Source organism: Nocardiopsis protaetiae (assembly GCF_045446735.1).
In the GTDB taxonomy this organism is placed as follows: Bacteria; Actinomycetota; Actinomycetes; order Streptosporangiales; family Streptosporangiaceae; genus Nocardiopsis; species Nocardiopsis protaetiae.
In genome coordinates this window covers 1-19822 of sequence record NZ_JBJJBV010000049.1, presented here as the reverse complement: position 1 = coordinate 19822, position 19822 = coordinate 1, and the positions used below count along the sequence as shown (strand labels likewise).

The 19822-nt window shown below is 74.5% G+C and carries 19 protein-coding genes; 9 read left to right on the top strand and 10 right to left on the bottom strand.

The window, feature by feature from the left end; translation table 11 throughout:
- Positions 1-29 precede the first annotated feature (29 nt).
- Entirely contained in the window at positions 30-1199 is a 1170-nt protein-coding gene (locus ACJOT3_RS10655; protein ID WP_406971424.1) for a PP2C family protein-serine/threonine phosphatase, read from the bottom strand.
- A 200-nt stretch (positions 1200-1399) separates the two neighbouring features.
- Between ACJOT3_RS10655 and ACJOT3_RS10650 the strand changes: the two genes are divergently transcribed.
- From ACJOT3_RS10650 to ACJOT3_RS10635, 4 genes are all read left to right on the top strand, one after another.
- On the top strand, positions 1400-1792 hold the full coding sequence (locus ACJOT3_RS10650; protein WP_406971422.1) for a hypothetical protein: 393 nt from the start codon (positions 1400-1402) through the stop codon (positions 1790-1792).
- Between the two features lie 118 nt (positions 1793-1910).
- Positions 1911-2354 (top strand): hypothetical protein, encoded by a 444-nt coding sequence (locus ACJOT3_RS10645; protein WP_406971420.1) that lies wholly within the window; start codon positions 1911-1913, stop codon positions 2352-2354.
- A 124-nt stretch (positions 2355-2478) separates the two neighbouring features.
- Positions 2479-3183 (top strand): DsbA family protein, encoded by a 705-nt coding sequence (locus tag ACJOT3_RS10640; RefSeq protein ID WP_406971418.1) that lies wholly within the window; start codon positions 2479-2481, stop codon positions 3181-3183.
- Complete coding sequence (locus tag ACJOT3_RS10635) at positions 3180-3818, top strand: vitamin K epoxide reductase family protein (RefSeq protein ID WP_406971416.1); 639 nt, start codon at positions 3180-3182, stop codon at positions 3816-3818. The genes ACJOT3_RS10640 and ACJOT3_RS10635 overlap by 4 nt, the downstream gene beginning before the upstream one ends.
- Before the next feature lie 59 nt (positions 3819-3877).
- Here the strand turns inward: ACJOT3_RS10635 and ACJOT3_RS10630 are convergent, their stop codons facing one another.
- Positions 3878-4345, bottom strand: a complete 468-nt coding sequence (locus tag ACJOT3_RS10630) for a MarR family winged helix-turn-helix transcriptional regulator (RefSeq protein WP_406971414.1) — start codon at positions 4343-4345, stop codon at positions 3878-3880.
- Between the two features lie 138 nt (positions 4346-4483).
- On the opposite strand from ACJOT3_RS10630, the gene ACJOT3_RS10625 reads away from it, so the two are divergent.
- Together ACJOT3_RS10625 and ACJOT3_RS10620 are read left to right on the top strand one after the other, a co-directional pair.
- The gene (locus ACJOT3_RS10625) at positions 4484-5944 is read left to right on the top strand and encodes an MFS transporter (protein ID WP_406971412.1); all 1461 of its coding nucleotides are present in this window, start codon (positions 4484-4486) and stop codon (positions 5942-5944) included.
- Positions 5941-7077 (top strand): cytochrome P450 family protein, encoded by a 1137-nt coding sequence (locus ACJOT3_RS10620; protein ID WP_406971410.1) that lies wholly within the window; start codon positions 5941-5943, stop codon positions 7075-7077. The genes ACJOT3_RS10625 and ACJOT3_RS10620 overlap by 4 nt, the downstream gene beginning before the upstream one ends.
- A 29-nt stretch (positions 7078-7106) precedes the next feature.
- Here the strand turns inward: ACJOT3_RS10620 and ACJOT3_RS10615 are convergent, their stop codons facing one another.
- On the bottom strand, positions 7107-9404 hold the full coding sequence (locus tag ACJOT3_RS10615; RefSeq protein ID WP_406971408.1) for an FdhF/YdeP family oxidoreductase: 2298 nt from the start codon (positions 9402-9404) through the stop codon (positions 7107-7109).
- Positions 9405-9792: 388 nt separating this feature from the next.
- Here ACJOT3_RS10615 and ACJOT3_RS10610 point away from each other — a divergent pair, with 388 nt between their 5' ends.
- Both ACJOT3_RS10610 and ACJOT3_RS10605 read left to right on the top strand, forming a co-directional pair.
- Positions 9793-10749, top strand: coding sequence for a Dyp-type peroxidase (locus ACJOT3_RS10610; protein WP_406971406.1), 957 nt, complete (start codon positions 9793-9795; stop codon positions 10747-10749).
- Positions 10746-11387 carry a DUF1345 domain-containing protein gene (locus ACJOT3_RS10605; protein ID WP_406971404.1) on the top strand — a complete coding sequence of 214 codons (642 nt, stop codon included), beginning with the start codon at positions 10746-10748 and terminating at the stop codon, positions 11385-11387. Before ACJOT3_RS10610 ends, ACJOT3_RS10605 begins: the two co-directional genes overlap by 4 nt.
- Positions 11388-11561: 174 nt before the next feature.
- Here ACJOT3_RS10605 and ACJOT3_RS10600 read toward each other — a convergent pair whose 3' ends face one another.
- From ACJOT3_RS10600 to ACJOT3_RS10575, 6 genes are all read right to left on the bottom strand, one after another.
- Positions 11562-12371, bottom strand: a complete 810-nt coding sequence (locus ACJOT3_RS10600) for an ABC transporter ATP-binding protein (RefSeq protein ID WP_406971402.1) — start codon at positions 12369-12371, stop codon at positions 11562-11564.
- Positions 12368-13387 carry a FecCD family ABC transporter permease gene (locus ACJOT3_RS10595; RefSeq protein WP_406971444.1) on the bottom strand — a complete coding sequence of 340 codons (1020 nt, stop codon included), beginning with the start codon at positions 13385-13387 and terminating at the stop codon, positions 12368-12370. Before ACJOT3_RS10595 ends, ACJOT3_RS10600 begins: the two co-directional genes overlap by 4 nt.
- A gap of 56 nt (positions 13388-13443) precedes the next feature.
- Positions 13444-14487 carry a FecCD family ABC transporter permease gene (locus ACJOT3_RS10590; RefSeq protein ID WP_406971400.1) on the bottom strand — a complete coding sequence of 348 codons (1044 nt, stop codon included), beginning with the start codon at positions 14485-14487 and terminating at the stop codon, positions 13444-13446.
- The gene (locus ACJOT3_RS10585; RefSeq protein WP_406971398.1) at positions 14484-15512 is read right to left on the bottom strand and encodes an iron-siderophore ABC transporter substrate-binding protein; all 1029 of its coding nucleotides are present in this window, start codon (positions 15510-15512) and stop codon (positions 14484-14486) included. Before ACJOT3_RS10585 ends, ACJOT3_RS10590 begins: the two co-directional genes overlap by 4 nt.
- 202 nt (positions 15513-15714) lie before the next feature.
- Complete coding sequence (locus ACJOT3_RS10580; protein ID WP_406971396.1) at positions 15715-16521, bottom strand: helix-turn-helix domain-containing protein; 807 nt, start codon at positions 16519-16521, stop codon at positions 15715-15717.
- A 31-nt stretch (positions 16522-16552) separates the two neighbouring features.
- A complete protein-coding gene (locus ACJOT3_RS10575; protein WP_406971394.1) occupies positions 16553-16735 on the bottom strand; it encodes a hypothetical protein in 183 nt (60 codons plus the stop codon).
- A gap of 162 nt (positions 16736-16897) precedes the next feature.
- Here ACJOT3_RS10575 and ACJOT3_RS10570 point away from each other — a divergent pair, with 162 nt between their 5' ends.
- Complete coding sequence (locus ACJOT3_RS10570) at positions 16898-18103, top strand: cysteine desulfurase-like protein (protein WP_406971392.1); 1206 nt, start codon at positions 16898-16900, stop codon at positions 18101-18103.
- 294 nt (positions 18104-18397) lie between these two features.
- Here ACJOT3_RS10570 and ACJOT3_RS10565 read toward each other — a convergent pair.
- On the bottom strand, positions 18398-19822 hold a 1425-nt coding region (locus ACJOT3_RS10565; protein ID WP_406971390.1), incomplete at its 5' end, for a PEP-utilizing enzyme.

Here is a 19822-nt window from a genome sequence, read left to right as displayed (position 1 = left end):
CGCGATACCCGCACCGGGACACGGGCCGATCAGCCGTGCCACTCGCAGAAGAGCACCGTCGCGTCGTCGTTGAGCGTGTCGTGGTGGTAGTCCAACACCTCGTGGACCAGGCGCCGCAGGGTCTCGGGGACCGGCATGTTGTCGGCCTGGTGGCGGATGACGAAGTCCACGAACCGCTCTACCCCGAACTCGTTGCCGTCGGCGTCGCGGGCCTCGATGACGCCGTCGGTGTAGAACAGCAGGCGGTCGCCGGGCTCCAGCCGCTCGCGGCACACCGTCACCGGCAGCCCCAGGTCCATGCCCAGCGGGTGGGAGGGTTCGCACTCCATCTCGCGTACCTGTTCCCCGCGGATGAGCACGGGCGGCAGGTGGCCGCAGTTGACCCATTCCATCTCGCCGGTGGTGAGGTCGAGTTCGGCCAGGATCGCGGTGGCGAACCGGGTGCGCACGAACTCCTGGATCAGGGTGGCCTCCACCCCCTGGGGGATGGCGGCCAGCGGGGTGCCCTTGCGGCGTTCGTTGCGAAAGGCCCCGACGGCGAGGTTGGCGATGAGCCCGGCGGCGGTGTCGTGGCCCATGGCGTCGAAGATCGCCAGGTGGACGGCCTCCCCGGTGACGGCGTAGTCGAAGGAGTCCCCGGCGTTCTCGTAGGCGGGTTCGGCCGCGGCGGAGATGGTCACCCGGGCGTCGGCGAAGGTGCCCGGGGGCATGAGCGTCCACTGCATCTCGGCGGAGACCGACATGGGTTCGGTGCGGATCAGCCGGGCGTAGGAGTCGCTGTTGGAGCGTTTGGCGATGACCAGCAGGCCCACCAGCGAGGCCAGGTCGCGCATGGCCGAGCGGTCGGGGTCGCCGATCCAGGTCACGTGGAGCACGCCCAGGCGTTCGGCGCCGTCCAGGATCGGTACCCAGTAGCGCGGCCCGGTGTCGGCGCGCACCGCCACGCCGGTGATGTAGGCCTGTCCCGCCGGGGAGTGGTCGATGGGCAGGTCCTCGCCGCCGCGGTGGGCGTCGGGTCCCAGCCCGGTGACCTCGCGCAGGACCTGCTGCTGGTGGTCGGCGAGGTAGAAGCGGGCCTCGGGCAGGCCCGCCGCGTCGGCCTTCTTGGCCACCAGGGCGGGCAACTCCTCGAAGGTGGCCAGGTGCCCGGCCCGCACCAGGGAGACCATCAAGTCGTTGGACGCGTGTTGTACGGGCATGGCAACCCCGTTCCCCCCGAGGGCCCCTGGGCCCTCCACCCTCCGCGGTGTCTTCGCAACCGAACGTCCATGGTCGCACGTTCGACACATCAGGCACAGATACCCACAAATCACCCATTTCGATCGGACCCCGCCGATCGAATCCACAGACGGTTAGGTTAGGCTCGCCTCATGCTCCTGTGGTGACGAGGAGGAACACCGTGACGGGAACACGCGGGCGCACCGCCCGGTCCGGGGGAACCACCGCGGCGGCCGGGCCGCCGGCGGCCGCGCTCACCGGCTGCGGGGCGGCCGCCCAGGACGACGACGCCCCGGCACCCGCGGACGGTGACGGTGACGGCGCCTACCCGATCACGGTGACGCCCTCCCAGGGCGAGGTCACCATCGAGTCCGCCCCCGAACGCGTGGTCGCGCTCGTCCTCTCCCCCGCCGACGAGCCCATCTCCCTGGGCATGGACCCGGTCAAGGCCGCCGTCACCCCCGGCACCGATGCCTTCGACCCCGCCGGGGATGAAAGTCCGCCCTCCCCCGCGCCGATCTCCCCGCGCCGGCTGCGCGACGAGCCGGCACCGGTGGTCGGCGCCCTGGCCTGAGCCTCCCGGCCCGGGGTGCCCGCTCGGGTGGGGCGGGCACCCCGCACGGCGGCCGGGCCCGCGCCCCTCGGGGGACCCCGGGTCGGCACCCGGCCGAAACGCCGTTAAAGTGCCGATCATGAACGGGCACCCCGGCCGACACGGCACACGCACCCTCGCGGTGCTGCTCGCCGTGCTCGTGCTGACCTGCCTGGTCTGCACGCTGACGACCACCGGCCCCGCCGGTTCCGACAGCCCCACCGGCACCGCCTCCACCACGGCCACCGCTACCACCCGCCTCGCCAGCCCCACCGACTCCACCGGTACCGCCTCCACCACGGCGACCGCGCCCACCGCGGCCACCCGCCCCGCGGCCGACCCCGCCGGGCACGAGGACCACACCTGCGTCGCCGCCCCCGCCGCGGCCGCCGCCGCGGGCGCACCGCTCCTGTTGGCCCCGCTCCCCCTGTTGTGGGCGCTGGGCCACTCCGAGCACGCCCCGGCCCCGCCCGCCGAGGACGCCCCCACGGCGCCCCGGCACGGCCCCGGGCTGCTCACCCTGCTCTGCGTGCAACGGGTCTAGACACGACCGCGCCGCGCCGACGCCCACCGCGTCCCGCGCCGCCCCCTCCTCCCCCGACCGCCCCGGCGGTCCCGTCGTGATCCCGCCGTGCCCCGCGCACGGACCCGTTGGAACGGAAAAAACCGTGAACCAGAACATGACCTTCACCGTCGTGATGCTCGCCGTCCTGGGCCTGCTCGTCGGCGCCCTCGTGTACATGTCGAACCGCCCGCCGGCCCCCTCCGGGACCGCCGGCACCTCCGCCGCCGCACCCGGGGGCCGGGGCGCCGCGGCCACCCCCTCGCCCGCCCCCGCCGAGCTGCTGGTCCGCGAGGACAGCCGGTACCTCGACGGCGTCGAGGACGCGCCGGTCACCGTCGTGGAGTTCCTCGACTTCGAGTGCGAGGCGTGCCGCGCCCAGTTCCCCGTGATGGAGCGGATCCGCGAGGACTACGACGGCCGCATCGACTTCGTCGTCCGCTACTTCCCTCTCCCGGGCCACGCGAACTCGCGCCCGGCGGCCGCGGCCGTGGAGGCCGCGGCGCAGCAGGGCGCCCTGGAGGGGATGTACGCGCGGATGTACGAGACCCAGGCCGAGTGGGGCGAGTCGCGGCAGGACCAGAGCGAGGTGTTCGTCGGCTTCGCCGAGGAGCTGGGCCTGGACGTCGCGGAGTTCACCGCCGCCATGGAGTCGCAGGAGGTCGCCGACCGGGTGCAGGCCGACTTCGACGACGGTGTCGCCCTGGGCGTGCAGGGCACCCCGACCATCTTCGTCAACGGGTACCGGACCCAGAGCATGCCCACCTACGAGGAGCTCGCCGAGCTGATCGACGCCGGGCTCGCCGAATGAGCGCCGACACCGGTGCCACCGGCGCCCCCGCCACCGCACCGGCCACGGACCCGCTGTCCCGCGCCCTGCCGTGGCTGCTGGCCCTGGGCGGGGCGGTGGGCCTGCTCGCCGCCACCGCCCTGCTGGTGGAGAAGATCCGCGTTCTCCAGGACCCCGGTCATGTTCCCTCGTGCAGCATCAACCCGGTGCTGTCCTGCGGGACGGTCATGTCGACCCCGCAGGCCGAGGCGTTCGGCGTCCCCAACCCGATCCTGGGCGTCATCGGCTTCTCCGTGGTCACCACCGTCGGCGTCGCCCTGCTGGCGGGGGCGCGCCTCCCGCGCTGGTTCCACCTGGGCCTGTGGGCGGGCACGCTGTTCGGCGCGGGCTTCGTGCACTGGCTCATCTTCCAGAGCCTGTACCGGATCGGCGCGCTCTGCCCCTACTGCATGGTCGTCTGGGCGGTCACCGTGCCGGTCTTCTGGTACACCACCCTGCACGCCCTGCGCGCGGGCCACCTGCCCACGCCGGCGGCCCTGCGCCGCCCGGTGGAGGCGGCGCTCCGCTACCACAGCACGCTCCTGTGCCTGTGGGCCCTGGCCCTGGCCGCGGCGATCACCCGGGCGTTCTGGACCTCCTGGACCGCCTTGCTCTGACCGCACCGAACACCGCCCCGGGCCCCCGACACCGCGTCGGGTGCCCGGGGCCGTTGGCGTCAGCGGTGGGCGCCGCCGCGGGCCTCCTCCGCCGTACCGTGCTCGGTGGCCCGCACGAACCGCAGCAGGGCGGCCAGCGTGTCCTCGTCGAGGTCGGCGAGCTCCTCGCGGGTGCGCTCGACCAGCCCGGCGTAGGCGGCGGTGACGCGTTCCAGCCCCTCCTCGGTGGGCTCCACGAGCACGCGCCTGCGGTCGCCGGGGTCGGCCACCCTGCGCACGCACCCGGCGGCGACGAGCCGGTCGACCATCCGCGAGGCCGAGCCGGTGGTCAGGTTGACCTGCTCGGCCAGGGCGCCGGGCGTGGCCGGTCCGTGGCGGCCCAGGACGTGCAGGCACTGCACGTCGGTGTCGGTGACCCCCAGCCGGGCGGCGACGACGCTGTTGAGCTGGACGACGCGGATCGCCCAGCCGGGGATCGCCTCCTCGGTGAGCGCCCTGACCAGGGCCTCCCTGCCGGGTTCCGCCATGGGGTGTCACTCCGTTCCGCTTCCTGTTCGCTGCACGACGCAGCAGAACCATGCTACTTTATCTGCGTAACGCAGCAATTGCGCAGCACAGTAATTGCGTCACGCGGCGAATCCCGGCCACGAGGAGCATCGAGCACCATGACCGCACCGCCCGCCGCCGCGACCGGACCCCCGCCCCTCACCGGACGTACCGCGGCCGTCGTCCTGGCGGTGATCCTCATCGCGGACTTCATGGAACTCCTGGACGCCACCATCGTCGGCGTCGCCGCCCCCGCGATCGCCGCCGACCTGGGCGCCAACGAGGCCGTACTCCAATGGACGGTCGCCGGGTACACGCTCGCCGTCGGCGCGGGCCTGATCACCGGCGGCCGCCTGGGCGACCGCTACGGGCGCCGCCGCCTCTTCCTGCTCGGCCTGGCCGGGTTCGGGGCGGCCTCCGCCGCCTGCGGCCTGGCCCCGGACCCCTGGACCCTGGTGGCCGGGCGCGTCGCCCAGGGGCTGGCGGGCGGGCTGATGATCCCCCAGGTGTTCGGTGTCATCCGCGCCTCGTTCGCACCGCAGGCGCGGGGCCGTGCCCTGGGCGCCTACGGAGCCGTACTGGGCCTGGCCTCCGTCGCCGGTCCCCTGCTGGGCGGGTTCCTGGTCGAGGCCGACCTCTTCGGACTGGGCTGGCGGGCGGTCTTCTGGGTCAACGTGCCGATCGCGCTCGCCGGGCTGGTCCTGGGGGCGCGCCTGCTGCCGGAGTCCCGGGGCGGGGAGGGGGCCCGGTTCGACGCGGTGGGCGCCGCCCTGGCCGCCACCGCCGTGGTCCTGCCGCTGCTGCCGCTGATCCAGGGGCGCGACTGGGGGTGGCCCTGGTGGGGCACGGCCCTCATGGCCCTCGCCGTCCCCGTCACCGCCCTGTTCCTGTGGTGGGAGCGCCGCCTGGCGGCACGCGGCGGGCAGCCCGTCCTGGACCCCGCCCTGCTGCGCCGCCGGGCCTTCGCTCTGGGCCTGGCCGCCGCGCTGCCGTTCTTCGGGGCGCTGGGCGCCTTCTTCCTGCTGCTCTCGCTGTACCTCCAGGCGGGCACCGGCCGCGGCCCGTGGGAGACCGGCCTGGTGATCCTGCCCTTCGCCGTCGGCTCGGTCCTCACCTCCGGTATCGGCGTCCGGTTCGCCGACCGGGCCGGGCGCGCGGTGCTCGTCTCCGGCGCCCTGCTGCTGACCGCCTCCCAGCTCCTGCTGCTCGCGCTGCTGCACGGCCCCGCCCCTGCCGCGACGGTCCTGGCCGTGCCGCTGCTCGTCGGCGGCCTGGGGCTGGGGCTCACCGCACCCTCCCTGATCAATGTGGTGCTGGCGGGGGTGCCCGCCCGGGACGCGGGGGCGGCGGGCGGCGTCCTGAGCACCGTCACCCAGCTCGGCGGCGCGGCCGGCGTGGCCGTCCTGGGCACCGTGTTCTTCGCCCGGCTGGAGCACGCCCTGGCCGACGGCGCCACCGCGGCGGCCGCCCACACCGAAGCCCTGGCCGCCGCCCTGCCCTGGCAGGCCGCCTGCTACGCGGTGGCGGCCGTGCTCCTGTTCCTGCTGCCCGCCCGAACCCACGAGGAGAGCACCCCATGACACCCGCGACCGTCCCCGACCCGTTCGCCCCCGCAGTCCGCGGGCTCGACGAGCCCCACCCGGCGCACACCGCCCTGCGCGCCCTGGGTCCCCTGGTGCGGGTCCGGGCCCCGGCGGGCGGCCCCGCCTGGATCGTCACCGACGACGCCCTGGCCCGCGAGGTCCTCGTCGACCCGCGGATCGTCAAGGACACGGCGTTCGCGCCCGCGCACTGGGACCCCCGGGCCGCGGGGCTGGAGCCCACCGCTGCCGCCCAGCCCTCGCTCACCACCTCCGACGGCCCCGCGCACGAACGGCTGCGCCGGGCCCACGCGCCGCTGTTCACCGCGCGCCGGATCGGCGCCTACGCCGAGCGGATCACCGCCCACGCGCGGCGGATGCTCACCGGCCTGGCCTCGGCCGGCGGACCCGTGGACCTGATGGCGGACTTCACCACGCGCTTCCCCCTCACCGTGGTGTGCGACGTGCTGGGCGTCCCCCTGGACCGGGTCGACGAGGCCATCGCCGCCTGCCGCCTGATGTACGGCGACGACCCCGAGGAGGTGGGCGCGGCGATGGCCGCCTTCGCGGACCTGGCCGCGGCCGCCCTGGAACCGGGCCGGGAGGGCCTGGCCGCCGAACTGCGCGCACGTGTCCCCGAGCTCACCGACCCCCAGGTGCACTACCTGCTGTTCACCCTGATCTACGCGGGCCAGCTCACCACCGACCCGTCCCTGGGCTTCCTCATCGCCGGGCTGCTCGGCCCCGGCGGGCGCACCGCGGGGGACGCGGACGAGGTCGTGCGCGAGACCCTGCGCCGGTACTCCCCCGCGCCCTTCAGCCTGTGGCGGTTCACCGCCGCCGAGGTCGGACTCGCGGGGACCCGGCTGCCCGCCCGCTCCCCCGTGCTCGTCGACATCCAGGGGATCAACACCGATCCCGAACGCGCCATCGGCCCGGACCTGGCCTTCGGGGCCGGGCCGCACTACTGCACCGGCGCGCAGCTGGCCCGTCTGGAGCTGGCGGCGGTGGTCGAGGTCCTGCGCACGGACCTGCCCGGGGCCCGGCTGGCCGTGCCCTTCGCCGACCTGCGCCGGGCCGGGGTCGGCGGCATTCAGGGGAGCCGCCCGACCGCCCTGCCCGTCCTGTTCTGAAACCACCCCGGTCACCGCCCCGGCACGTCTCACCCCGCGGCGGCCGGGGTGACCCGGACCCGGACGTTCTTCATCAGCGGCTGGTCGCTCTGGGTGCTGTAGTCGGCGAACCCCACCAGGACGTTCATCTCGGGCATGTACCCGGCGGCGCTGCCGCGCGGCAGGTCGTAGCGCAGCGCCCGGTAGCCGCGCAGGTGGCGGCGGGTGCCGTCCCTGGACAGCGACTCGATGTCGACCAGGGTGCCCTCGCCGATGCCGCGGGCGCGCATGTCCTCCAGGTTCATGAAGATCAGCGTGCGCAGGTTCTTCACGCCCCGGTAGCGGTCGTTGTCGGAGTAGACGGTGGTGTTCCACTGGTCGTGGGAGCGCATGGTCTGTAGGACGAGCACGTCGCGGTCGGCGGGCACCACGTCGGGCAGCTCCGCGGCGGAGAACTCGGCCCGCTCCGAGGGGGTGAGGAACACCAGTTCGCGGGCGGGCTGTTTGATGCGGAACCCCAGCGGCAGCCGCACCCGCCGGTTGAAGTCCTCGAACCCCGGCAGGACCTTGGCCATGGTGTCGCGGATGCGGTCGTAGTCCTCGATGTAGTCCTCCCAGGGGGTGGCGCTGTCGGGCAGGGCCGCCCGCGCCATCCCCGCGATGATCGCCGGCTCCGACAGCAGGTGCGGGGAGGCCGGGCGCTTCATGCCCACCGACAGGTGCACCATGCTCATGGAGTCCTCCACCGAGGTGGCCTGGAGGCCGGTGTGCTGCTCGTCCCTCTCGGTGCGGCCCAGGCAGGGCAGGATGAGCGCCTCGCGGCCGTGCTCCAGGTGGCTGCGGTTGAGCTTGGTGCTGACGTGCACGGTGAGGTCGCACTGGTGCATCCCCGCCGCCGTGTACGGGGTGTCCGGGGCGGCCAGGACGAAGTTGCCGCCCATGCCGACGAACACCCGGATGCGCCCCCGGTACCGGTCGTCGAGCCCGCGGTGCATGGCCTCGATGGTGCCGACGGTGTCCAGCCCGTGCTCGCGCGGCGGGTCGATGCCGCACACCGACGCCAGCCGGTCCAGGAACTCCGCGGTGGGCCGGTGGTCGATGCCGCAGGTGCGGTTGCCCTGCACGTTGCTGTGCCCGCGCACCGGCGAGGGGCCGGCGCCCTCCCGGCCCAGGTTGCCGCGCAGCAGCAGGACGTTGACGATCTCGCGGACGGTGTCCACGCCGTGCTCGTGCTGGGTGACGCCCAGGCACCAGCTGATGAGGGTGCGCTCGGACCGGTGGTAGATCTCCGCGGCCTCCAGGATGGCGGCGCGGGTCAGCCCCGACTGGTGCTCCAGCTCCTCCCAGGGGGTGTCGGCGCACACCTTGCGGTACGCCTCGAACCCGGACGTGTAGCGCTCGACGAACTCGGGGTCGATGGCCTTGGGGTCGCTCTCGGCGCGCTCCAGCAGCGCCTTGGCGATGCCGCGCATGAGCGCCATGTCGCCGCCGGGCCGGACCTGGAGGTTGAGGCTGCTGGTGGGGGTGGCCTTCATCAGCGCCATGTCGACGAAGTCGTGCGGGACGATGGCCTTGCGGGCGGCCGCCTCCACCATCGGGTTGACGTGCACGATCCTGGCGCCGCGCTTGTCGGCCTCGCTGAGCGCGGTGAGCATGCGGGGCGCGTTGGAGGCGGCGTTCACACCCAGGATGAACAGGGCGTCGGCGGCCTCCCAGTCCTTGAGGTCGGCGGTGCCCTTGCCGGTGCCCAGCGCCGCCTGTAGGGCGCGGCCGGACGCCTCGTGGCACATGTTGGAGCAGTCGGGGAGGTTGTTGGTGCCCAGCTCGCGGGCCATCAGCTGGTAGAGGAAGGTCGCCTCGTTGCCCAGGCGCCCGGAGGTGTAGAACGCGGCCTCGTCGGGGGAGTCCAGTCCGCGCAGGTGGCGGCCGACGAGCGCGAAGGCGTCCTTCCAGGCGATCGGCACGTACTTGTCGCTGCCGGCGTCGTAGACCATCGGCCCGACCAGCCGGCCCGCCGCCTCCAGCTCGTGGTCGCTCCAGGCCTTGAGCTCGGTGACGGTGTGCGCGGCGAAGAACTCCTTGCCCGCGCGCTTGCGCGTCATCTCCCAGGTGACGTGCTTGATGCCGTTCTCGCAGATGTCGAGTTTGAGGCCCTTGGTGTCGTCGGGCCAGGCGCAGCCCGGACAGTCGAAGCCGCCGTTCTCGTGGTTCATCTTGAAGATGGCGCGGGGGCCGTCGACCCACTCGCCCTCGTCCCTGAGGACGTTCATGACCGACATCGCCGCGCCCCACCCGGCCGCGGGGTGGTGGTAGTCGCGCTGGGACCACTGCTTCTTCTCGTCCGCCATGAGGCCCTCCCCGTCGCCGTCCGCCGTTCCCGCCGCGGCGGACGGAAAAAGAAGAATTCCTTGCGGACATTTGAATCGGCCGATACCGAAAAATTCCGGGGCCGGTGGCACCCCTTCCGACGCAAGCCGGAACCGGCCGCCCGGACACGTTCCCCCACCGCGCTCCCGCCGCGGACCCGCAGTTCACGGCGTCGCCATCATACGACCGGGGAGGTGCCCCGACAATCACCGGCAAAGCACCGGAGCGAACCCGTCCGCGACACACCACGGCCGTTGTCATGCCGAGCGAAAAGGCCCGTGACATGCGAACGTGAACGGCGGACAATGGTGAATTCGGCCCCTTCCCGAAAAATGTGCGGGGGCCGCGCGGCGGAAGGGCGGGGGGCCGATGGCCGACGGGAACCGATCCCAGGAGGTGGCGGTGCCGCCGGCCCGGGCCGCGGTGGTGGTCGTCCTGACCGTGCGGCCCGGGCCGCCCGAGCCGGTGCGCGAACTGCTGTCGGACGTGGCCGGGATCGTCCGCGCCGTGGGGTTCCGCGCCCCGGGCGAGGCGCTGAGCTGTGTGACCGGGATCGGCGCGGACCTGTGGGACCGGCTCTACGCACTCGGCCGCCCGCCCGGCCTGCACCGCTTCCGCAAGATCTCCGGCGACCGGCACACCGCGGTCTCCACCCCCGGCGACCTGGTGTTCCACGTGCGGGCGCACCGCATGGACCTGTGCTTCGAGCTGGCCCGCCGGCTCACCGAACGGCTGTCGGGCCTGGCCGAGGTGGTCGACGAGGTCCACGGGTTCCGGTACTTCGACGAGCGGGACCTGCTGGGGTTCGTCGACGGCACCGAGAGCCCCACCGGCGCCGAGGCGGTGGAGGCGGTCCGCGTCTCCGGCGGCGACCCGGTGTTCGTCGGCGGCTCCTACCTGGTGGTGCAGAAGTACGTGCACGACCTGGGCGCCTGGGAGGCGCTGCCGGTGGAGGAGCAGGAGCGGGCCATCGGCCGCCACAAGCTCAGCGACATCGAGATCCCCGACTCGGAGAAGGCGACGAACTCCCACGTCGCGCTCACCACCATCACCGACGCCGACGGCAACGAGCGCAAGATCGTCCGGGAGAACATGCCGTTCGGGTCGGTGGGCGAGGGGGTGTTCGGCACCTACTTCATCGGGTACGCCGCCGACCCGGGCGCGATCGAGCAGATGCTGCACAACATGTTCGTCGGCGACCCGCCCGGGAACCACGACCGGATCCTGGACTTCTCCACGGCGCTCACCGGCACCCTGTTCTTCATCCCGCCCGCCGGCCTGCTGGAGGACCCGCCCCCGGCACCGGAACACGAGGGGGCGCCGTGACGTCCCCGGTCCTGTCCAGCGCGTGGCTGCGCCTGGTGCTGTCGGTGGTCCTGGGCGTCCTGATCGGGGCGGGCGTCGGGGCGGTGTGGAACGCCGCCCTGGGGGTGCTGTCGGGGATCGCCGCCACCGCGGCGCTGTTCCTGGTGACCGGGGTCCTGGCGCTGTGGCCGATGGACCCCGCGCAGACCCGGGCCAACGCCCGCCGGGAGGACTTCCGGCCGGTGTTCGCGGAGCTGTTCGTGGTGACGGCGACCCTGTGCGCCCTGGCCGGGATCGTGCTGCTGCTGTTCCTGGGCCACTCCGGGACCCGCCACTCGGCGGCGGCGCTCGGGCTGGTCGGCGTGTTCACCAACTGGGCGGTGCTGCACCTGATGTACACCACCCGCTACGCCCACCTGTACCACGTCGACCCGGTGGGCGGCATCGACTTCAACACCACCGAGCACCCGCCGTCCTACCGGGACTTCTTCTACTTCAGCTTCAACCTGGGCATGACCTACCAGGTGTCGGACACCGACGTGTCGTCCTCCGGCATCCGCGCCGTGGTGCTGCGGCACTGCCTGCTGTCGTACGTGTTCGGGACGGTCATCCTGGCCGCGACGATCAACCTGGTCGCGGGCATCGTCACCGGCGGCTGACCGGGCGCCGGTGGTGGCGCGCCCTGTCACCGGGCGTGGTGCCCGGCCCCGGCCGCCACGACGGGCGCCGGGGGCGCCGAAGGCGGCGAAGCACTCACCCCGGGGCTCCCGTAACGGAAGGCGGCCCGGGGCACGGGGTGCGATCCTCCGCGGCGGGGTCCGGCGATCGGCCGCTCAGCCGGCGGCGGGGTCGTGGTGGCGGCCGATGGGCAGCATCAGCGGCCGCCCCGACACCGGGTCGGTGATGATGCGGCTGCGCAGGCCGAACACCGCCTCCACCGTCTCGGGGGTGAGCACCTGCTCGGGGGTGCCCGCGGCGTGCAGCCTGCCGTCGGCCAGGGCGATGAGGTGGTCGGCGTAGCGGGCCGCCAGGTTGAGGTCGTGCAGCACCATCACGATGGTCGTGCCCAGCGACCGGTTGAGGTCGGTGAGCAGGTCCAGCACCTCCACCTGGTGGCTGACGTCCAGGAAGGTGGTCGGCTCGTCGAGGAGCAGCAGGTCGGTGCGCTGGGCCAGCGCCATCGCGATCCACACCCGCTGGCGCTGCCCGCCGGACAGCTCGTCCACCGGCCGGTCGGCCAGCTCCAGGGTCCCGGTGGCCTCCAGGGCGGCGGCCACCGCCTCGTCGTCCTGGCGGGTCCAGCGCGAGAACACCCCCTGGTGGGGGTGGCGGCCGCGGCCCACCAGGTCGCTCACCGCGATCCCCTCCGGGGCGATGGGCGACTGCGGCAGCAGCCCCAGGGTGCGGGCCACCTGCCGGGACGGCATGCGGTGCACCTGCTCGCCGTCCAGCAGCACCCGCCCGCCGCGGGGGGACAGCAGCCGCGACATGGCCCGCAGCAGGGTGGACTTGCCGCAGGCGTTGGCGCCGACGATCACGGTGATGCGCCCCGGCGGCACCGCCAGGTCCAGGTCCTCGATGACGACCCGGTCCTGGTATCCCAGGGTCAGGTCCTCGACGAGGAGCGAATGGGCCGTGGTCACAGGGAGCCTCCCGCGCGGTGGGTGCGGACGATCAGGTACACGAGGTAGGGGGCGCCCAGCACGCCGGTGACGACGCCGACCGGGTAGCGGGTGCCGAACAGGAACTGGCCGGCGAAGTCCGCCACCAGCACCAGCAGCGCGCCGACCAGGGCGGAGGGCAGCAGCAGGGATCCGCCCGGGCCCACCAGGCGGGCCGCGATCGGCCCGGACAGGAACGCCACGAACGCGATCGGGCCCGCGGCGGCGGTCGCGAACGCGATGAGCCCCACCGCGGCGACGATGAGGACCAGCCGGGTGCGGTCCACCCGCACCCCCAGCGCCGCGGCGGTGTCGTCGCCCAGCCGCAGCGCGTCCAGGTCCCCCGCCCTGGCCAGCAGCACCGGGGCCAGGACCAGCAGGGCGAGCGCGGCGGGCACGACCGCGTTCCAGGTGGTGCCGTTGAGGCTGCCGGTCAGCCAGCGCAGCGCCTCCTGCAGGTCCCACTGGGCGGCCCGGTCCAGGATGTGGTCGGTGATGCCGTAGAGCATCGCGGCGATGCCGATGCCCACCAGCACCAGCCGTCCGCCCGCCACCCCGTCGCGGTACGACAGCAGGTACACCAGCAGCGCCACGACCAGGCCGGACACGATGGCGAACGCCGACACCCCGACGCCCTCCAGGGACAGCACCACGATCGCGAAGGTGGCGCCCGTCCCGGCCCCGGCGCTGATGCCGATGATGTCGGGGCTGGCCAGCGGGTTGCGCAGCATGGTCTGGAAGGTGACGCCGGCCAGGCCGAAGCTCAGCCCGGCGACCACGGCCAGCACGGCCCGGGGCAGCCGCAGCCGCCCGACGGTGAACGAGGCGCCGGGCACGTCGCGGCCCAGGACCACCCCGATCACGTCGGCGGGCGGGTAGAAGGTCTTCCCGAACATGAGGGTCACGGCGAACCCGGCGGCGATGAGCACGGCCAGGACGGTGACGACGACCAGGCGCCGCCGCCCGCGGGCGCGCCGGCCGCGGGCGACGGACGCCACGGCGGCGGAGTCGGGGGCGGCGGCGGGGTGCCGGGTGGTGTCGATGGCGGAACCGCTCACAGTGCACGGACCTTGTGTCGGCGGACGATGGAGATGAAGACGGGGGCGCCGATGAGCGCGGTCACGATGCCGACGTCGAGTTCGGCGGGCCGGGCCACGATGCGGCCGACCACGTCGGCGGCGGTCAGCAGGGCGGCGCCGCCCAGGGCGGAGAACGGCAGCAGCCAGCGGTGGTCGCCGCCGATGAGCATGCGGAAGGCGTGCGGGACGACCAGGCCGACGAACGCGATGGGCCCGGTGACCGCGGTGCAGGCCCCGCACAGGACCACGGCGCCCAGGGAGGCGGTGGCGCGGGCGGCGGCCACGCGGGCGCCCAGCCCGGCGGCGAGTTCGTCGCCCAGGGCGAGCAGGTCCAGGCCGCGGGCGGACAGCAGGCACAGCACCAGGCCGACCGCCAGGAACGGCAGGACCTGGGAGATCGTGGCGAAGGTGGCGCCGCCCACGCCGCCGATCTGCCAGGAGCGGACGCTCTCGGCGATGTCGCCGCGCGGCAGCGCCACGGCGGTGATCAGCGAGGTCAGCGCCGCCGAGGTGGCCGCCCCGGCCAGCGCGAGCTTGAGGGGGGTGGGCCCGCCCCGGCCCAGGGAGCCGACGACGTACACCGCGACGGCGGTGACCCCCGCCCCGACGATCGCCACCTGGATCTGGGCGGTGGCCGTGGCCAGCCCGAAGAAGGCCATCCCGGAGACCACGGCCAGCGAGGCGCCCATGTTGACGCCCAGGATTCCGGGGTCGGCCAGCGGGTTGCGGGTGACGCCCTGCATGACCGCCCCGGCCAGGCCCAGCGCGGCCCCGGCCAGCACCGCGAGCACGGTGCGCGGGATGCGCTTGGCGACGGCCGCCCGGTCGAAGCCGTCGGTGTCGCCGCCCAGGGCGGCGACGATGTCGGGCCAGGACACGCTGCGCGAGCCCACGGTGATCGAGGCGAACATCAGCCCCAGGAGCACCGCCAGGAGCAGGAGCAGCCACAGGGCCTTGGCGCGCCGGGGGCGCCGCACGACGGCGGCGCCCGCGGCGGCTGCGGTGTCGTGCACGGTCACTGCGCCTTGTCGGCGGCCTCGGACAGCAGCGACAGGTAGTCGTCCAGGACCCAGGAGATGGCCAGCGGGGTCGGGTTGGCGGCGGTGCCCAGGGGGTCGGTGCCGGGCAGGGGGACGATGGCGCCGTTCTCCACGGCGGGCATCTGGGACAGCAGCGGGTCGGCCTCCAGGGCCTCGACGAGCTCGTCGCCGCCGTAGGTGACGATGATGTCGACGTCGCCGAAGGTGTCGGCCTGCTCGGCGCTGTGGGTCAGGGAGAAGGCGTCGGTCCCGGCGGAGGCGGTGGCGACGCTCTCGGGGGTGGCCAGGCCCAGGTCCTCGAAGAAGAGGGCGCGGGTGTCGTGGGTGGTGTAGAAGCTGACCTCGCTCAGGTCGGAGGTGTCGACGTGGGTGAGGAACATGGCCGTCTTACCTTCGAGGGAGGGGTGCTCGGCGGCGGCCGCGGCGATCTCCTCCTCCAGGTCGGCGATGAGCGCCTCGCCCTCCTCGGCCATGCCCATGGCCTGGCTGTTGAAGGCGATCATGTCCTGCCAGGGGGTGCCCCAGGCGGTCTCGGGGTAGGCGACGACGGGGGCGATCTCGCTGAGGGTGTCGTAGTCCTCCTGGGTGAGGCCGGAGTAGGCGGCCAGGATGACGTCGGGCGTGGTGTCGGCGACCGCCTCGAAGTCGATGCCGTCGGTCTCGTCGAACAGCACGGGGGGCTCGGCGCCCAGCTCCTGGAGCTTCTCGTCGACCCAGGGCAGCAGGCCGTCGCCGTCGTCGTCGCCGAAGTTGGCGGCGGCCATGCCCACGGGGACCACGCCCAGGGCCAGGGGGACCTCGTGGTTGGCCCAGTTGACGGTGGCGACGCGCTCGGGCTGCGACTCGATGACGGTGGTGCCCAGGGCGTGCTCGATGGTGATCGGGGTCCAGTCCCCGGAGGCTCCGCCGTCCTGTCCGGCGGGCTCGTCGGAGGAGCAGGCGGTGAGCCCGAGGGCGAGCAGCACCGCCGCGGCGACGGCGGTGGGCGTGAGAACGCGGGACATGGTGTCCTTCCGATCAGGGGACCGCGCCCCGGCCGGCGCGGCTGTAGCGCCGCGCACCGGGGAGTCGTCGCAGGGCAGGGGCACCCGCGACAACGAAAGATAAGGGTTGCCTAACCGAACTTAGGATGCATTTACCTCGCGCGCAATCACGCAGATGCGACACCGTTTGTCGCGAAACGGACATCCGGCTCCCGGATCGCCGTCACTGGGCCCGGAAACGCCCGGGACTGGTGCCCGTGATGCGGCGGAACGCCGTGCCGAACGCGCTCGCCGAGTGATAGCCGACACACACCGCCACCTCCTCGATGTCCTCCCCGCGCGCCAGCAGCGCGATCGCGTGCCGCACCCGCGCGGTGGCCACCCACCGGCTGAAGCCCAGCCCGGTCTCGGCCCGGAACGCCCGCGTCACGGTGCGGGTGCTCACCCCCAGCCGCGCCGCCCACGCCGCCAGGGTCGTGGTGTCGGCCGGGTCCTCCAGCACCGCCGCCACGATGGGCGCCAGCAGCGAAGACTCCGGGATCTGCAACAGGATCTCGTTGCAGGCGGGGGCGATCAGGTCCAGGACCATGCCCTCGGTGCGGGAGCGCTCCTCCCCGGACAGGGCCTCGTGGTCCAGGCGGTCCAGCAGCAGCCGCAGCAGCGGCGTGACCTCCACCGCCACCGCCCGGTCGGCGATCGCGGGCACCGCGTGCACCCCGAAGTGCGCGGCCCGGTGCCAGGTCCCGGCGGGCGTCCACCCGCTGTGGCGCACCCCGGCGGGGATCCACAGGCCCACGCTCGGGGTGATGGTCCACACCCGCGCCCCCACCGTCGCCGAGGAGGCGCCGCGCTCGTTCCACAGCAGCTCGTGGGTGGGGTGGGCGTGCTCCTCCCAGAAGGTGTCGCGGGCGATCACCTCGTCCGAGCCCCACACCACGAACGGCACGTCGATCTCCCCGGCCTCGTACACGGGCAGCCGGCGGTTGTCGAACCCCGGGTCCGCACCGGGAAGGACGTCTCGAATGACCACGTCGTTCAGGGTACGGCCCCCGTCCGGGCGTCTACGGCCGCGCCCCCGGGCAGCACGGCGGCGGCCCGTCCGCCTCCGGCGCGCGGCGCACCCGGAGCAGGCGGCCGAACAGGTCGCCGCCGGAATGGTCGGTGGCCGTACCGTCGGCCCGGACCAGGGTGGGGGTCGGATCGTGCACGTCGGTGAACTCGTGCACGTCGGTGAGGCGGAGCACGACCGCCTCCCGGCGACCGTGCGGACCGGCGGCGGTCAGGTGGGCGGCCCATGGGGTCTCCTCGGGGGCGGGGCTTTCGCGGGGGTGGGGATCAGGGGTACACCGGTACGGGGCCGCCGCACGACGGGGCCCCGGGCAACGGGTATTCGACGGAGGAGTTCCATGACGGCGTTCGACCTCACCGCGTTCCGCGCGCAGTTCCCCTCCCTGGGTTCGGGGATCGCCCACTTCGACGGGCCCGGGGGCACCCAGACCCCCCTGCGGGTGGGGGAGGCGATCGCCCGCACGCTCACCGGGCCGCTGTCCAACCGGGGGGCGTCGGTGGCCTCGGAGGCCAACGCCGAGGCGGCGGTGGCGGCGTTCCGGCGCGCCTACGCCGACCTGCTGGGGTGCGCGCCCGAGGGGATCGTGTACGGGCGCAGCGCCACCCAGATCACCTACGACTTCTCCCGCCACCTGTCCAAGGGCTGGGGCCCCGGCGACGAGGTCGTGGTGACCCGGCTGGACCACGACTCCAACGTCCGCCCCTGGGTGCAGGCCGCCGAACGCGCCGGCGCGGGCGTGCGGTGGATCGACCTCGACCCGGCCACCGCCGAACCCGACCTGTCCGACCTGGGCACGGTCGTCAACGGCCGCACCCGGCTGGTGGCCGTCGGCGCCGCCTCCAACCTGCTGGGCACCCGGGTCCCGGTGCGCGCGATCGCCGACCGGGCGCGCGAGGTCGGGGCGCTGGTGTACGTCGACGGAGTGCACCACGCCGCGCACGCGGTCGTGGACGTGCGGGAGCTGGGCGCCGACTTCTACGTGTGCTCCCCCTACAAGTTCCTGGGCCCGCACTGCGCGGTCCTGGGCGCCGACCCGGCGCTGCTGGAGACCATCGCCCCCGACAAGCTGGTGCCCTCCACCGACGCGGTGCCCGAGCGGTTCGAGTTCGGCACCCTGCCCTACGAGATCATGGCCGGGGCCACCGAGGCGGTGGACGTGCTCGCCGACCTGGCCCCCGAAGGCGGCGACCGGCGCGGACGGCTGGCCGCCGCCCGCCGCCTGCTGGAGGAGCACGAGACGGCGCTGCGCGACAAGGTCGAGGTGGCCCTGGCCGGACTGGGCGGGGCGGTGCGGGTGCACTCGCGGGCGGCCGAGCGCACCCCGACGCTGTTCATGACCTTCCCCGGCCGCCGCAGCGCCGACGTGTCGCGCTTCCTCGCCGAACGCGACGTGCTGGCCCCGGCCGGGAGCTTCTACGCCTACGAGGCGTTCGCCCGTCTGGGCGTCGACGACACCGCCGGGCTGCGCGTGGGCATGGCGCCCTACACCGCCGAGGAGGACGTCGACCGCCTGCTGTCCGCCCTCACCGACGCCCTACGCTGACCGGGGCGGACGCGTGCCCGATCGGCGCAGGACGGATCGGCCGCCGACCGGTGGGGACCGACCGGTGGGGGCTCGCGCCTCGTCCCGCCCGCCGTCGGCGGGCGGGGCGAGCGGACCGCTGCGGGCGGCGGGTGCGGTGGCCGGGGCATGCGGGCCGCCGCGGGCGGCGGGCGGGGCATGCGACGGCGCCGGGGTCAGCGGCCCAGGGCGCGGCGGGCGGCGCAACGGGTGGCGCAACGGGCGACCCGCCATAGCGGCGGGCCACCCTCGCCGATCGGGATTCAGGCGAAGGGTTCAGCGGCCCAGGGCGCGGCGGGCGGCGGTGAGACGGTCGGTGTCGGTGGCCGCCGCGGCGACGGCGCCGGACACGGCGTCGGATACGGCATCGGCCCAGGCCAGGAGGGTTTCCACGGCGGTGTCGGTGAGCGGCGGCGCGGTGGGGTGCTCGCCCAGGGCGACCCGGCCGGTGGTGCCGTCGAGGGTGAGGAGGTCGCCCTCGGCGGCCCAGCGGTCCCCCGCGCGCACCCGGCCGGGTTCGATGTGCAGGTCGGCGGCGCCCACCACCGCGGGCCGTCCCAGGGTGCGGGCCACCACGGCGGCGTGCGAGGCGGCCCCGCCCCGGGCGGTGAGCACCCCGGCGGCCGCGGCGATCCCCGCCATGTCCGCCGGGGAGGTCTCCGGGCGCACCAGCACCACGGGCCCGCGCGCGGACAGGCGCACCGCCGTCGCGGAGTCGGTGGCGATGCGCCCCACGGCGATGCCCGGACCCGCGGCGGTGCCGCGGGTCCACAGATCGGCGCCCTCGGCCAGGACCGGCAGCCGGGCGCGTTCCAGGTCGGCGGGCGCGATCCGCGCCAGCGCCTCGGCGCGGGTGATGACGCCGCGTTCGGCGAGGTCGACGGCGGTGCGCACGGCCGCGCCCCCCGTGAACCGCGCCGGGCGCACCTGGAGCAGCCAGAGCCGGCCCGACTCGACGGTGAACTCCAGGTAGCAGGCGTCCCGGTAGTGGGCCCGGGCCCGGTCCAGGGCGTCCTCCAGGTCGGCCCACGCCCGCGGTTCGCGGTCGGCCAGGGCGGACAGGGGCAGCGGCAGCCCCCGCCCCGACACCACGGCGTCGCCGCGGCTGCGAAAGAGCACGTCGCCGGCGGGGCCGGGCGACCCGTCCACCGGGTCGCGGCCGAACGCCACCCCCGAGGCGCTGTGGTCGTCGCGGTCGCCGTCCACCATGGCCTGGACGATCACCGCCGTTCCCGCGTCGTCGTCGATCCCGTGCAGCGCCCGGTAGGTGCGCGCCCGCGGCACGTCCCAGGAGGCGAACACCTCCGTGACGGCCGCCGTGAGCTCCCCCCGCAGGTCGGCCACTCGGGCCGCGGCGTCGGCGGGCGGCGCGGCGAAGTCGGCGGGGCGGGCCGCAGAAGCGGCGGGTGGGTCGGCGACGGGTCCGGCGGCAGAGAGCGGGGCACCACCGGGAGGAGTGCCGCCGTCCACGGGCCGGGACCGCGGGTCGGCGGACGGGGGCTCGGCGAGCCGGGGGTGGGGGTCGGTGAACGAGGGGCCGACGGGCCATGGGTCGGCGGACGGGATACGGCCGGATGGGGAGGCGGCGGCCGGGTCGCCGCCGGGCCCCGCAGCGGCGGGGTCGACGGCAGGGGGCGGGGGGTCGTCGGGTTGGAGGTCGGCGGACGGGGGCCCGGCGGGGGCGCCCAGGGCCAGGACGGT

Coding starts and splice junctions, on each gene's coding strand:
- ACJOT3_RS10615 (WP_406971408.1), bottom strand. CDS start 9,404: ATGGCGGACGAGAAGAAGCAGTGGTCCCAGCGCGACTACCACCACCCC.
- ACJOT3_RS10585 (WP_406971398.1), bottom strand. CDS start 15,512: ATGTCCCGCGTTCTCACGCCCACCGCCGTCGCCGCGGCGGTGCTGCTC.
- ACJOT3_RS10630 (WP_406971414.1), bottom strand. CDS start 4,345: ATGGCGGAACCCGGCAGGGAGGCCCTGGTCAGGGCGCTCACCGAGGAG.
- ACJOT3_RS10570 (WP_406971392.1), top strand. CDS start 16,898: ATGACGGCGTTCGACCTCACCGCGTTCCGCGCGCAGTTCCCCTCCCTG.
- ACJOT3_RS10620 (WP_406971410.1), top strand. CDS start 5,941: ATGACACCCGCGACCGTCCCCGACCCGTTCGCCCCCGCAGTCCGCGGG.
- ACJOT3_RS10610 (WP_406971406.1), top strand. CDS start 9,793: ATGGCCGACGGGAACCGATCCCAGGAGGTGGCGGTGCCGCCGGCCCGG.
- ACJOT3_RS10655 (WP_406971424.1), bottom strand. CDS start 1,199: ATGCCCGTACAACACGCGTCCAACGACTTGATGGTCTCCCTGGTGCGG.
- ACJOT3_RS10635 (WP_406971416.1), top strand. CDS start 3,180: ATGAGCGCCGACACCGGTGCCACCGGCGCCCCCGCCACCGCACCGGCC.
- ACJOT3_RS10625 (WP_406971412.1), top strand. CDS start 4,484: ATGACCGCACCGCCCGCCGCCGCGACCGGACCCCCGCCCCTCACCGGA.
- ACJOT3_RS10645 (WP_406971420.1), top strand. CDS start 1,911: ATGAACGGGCACCCCGGCCGACACGGCACACGCACCCTCGCGGTGCTG.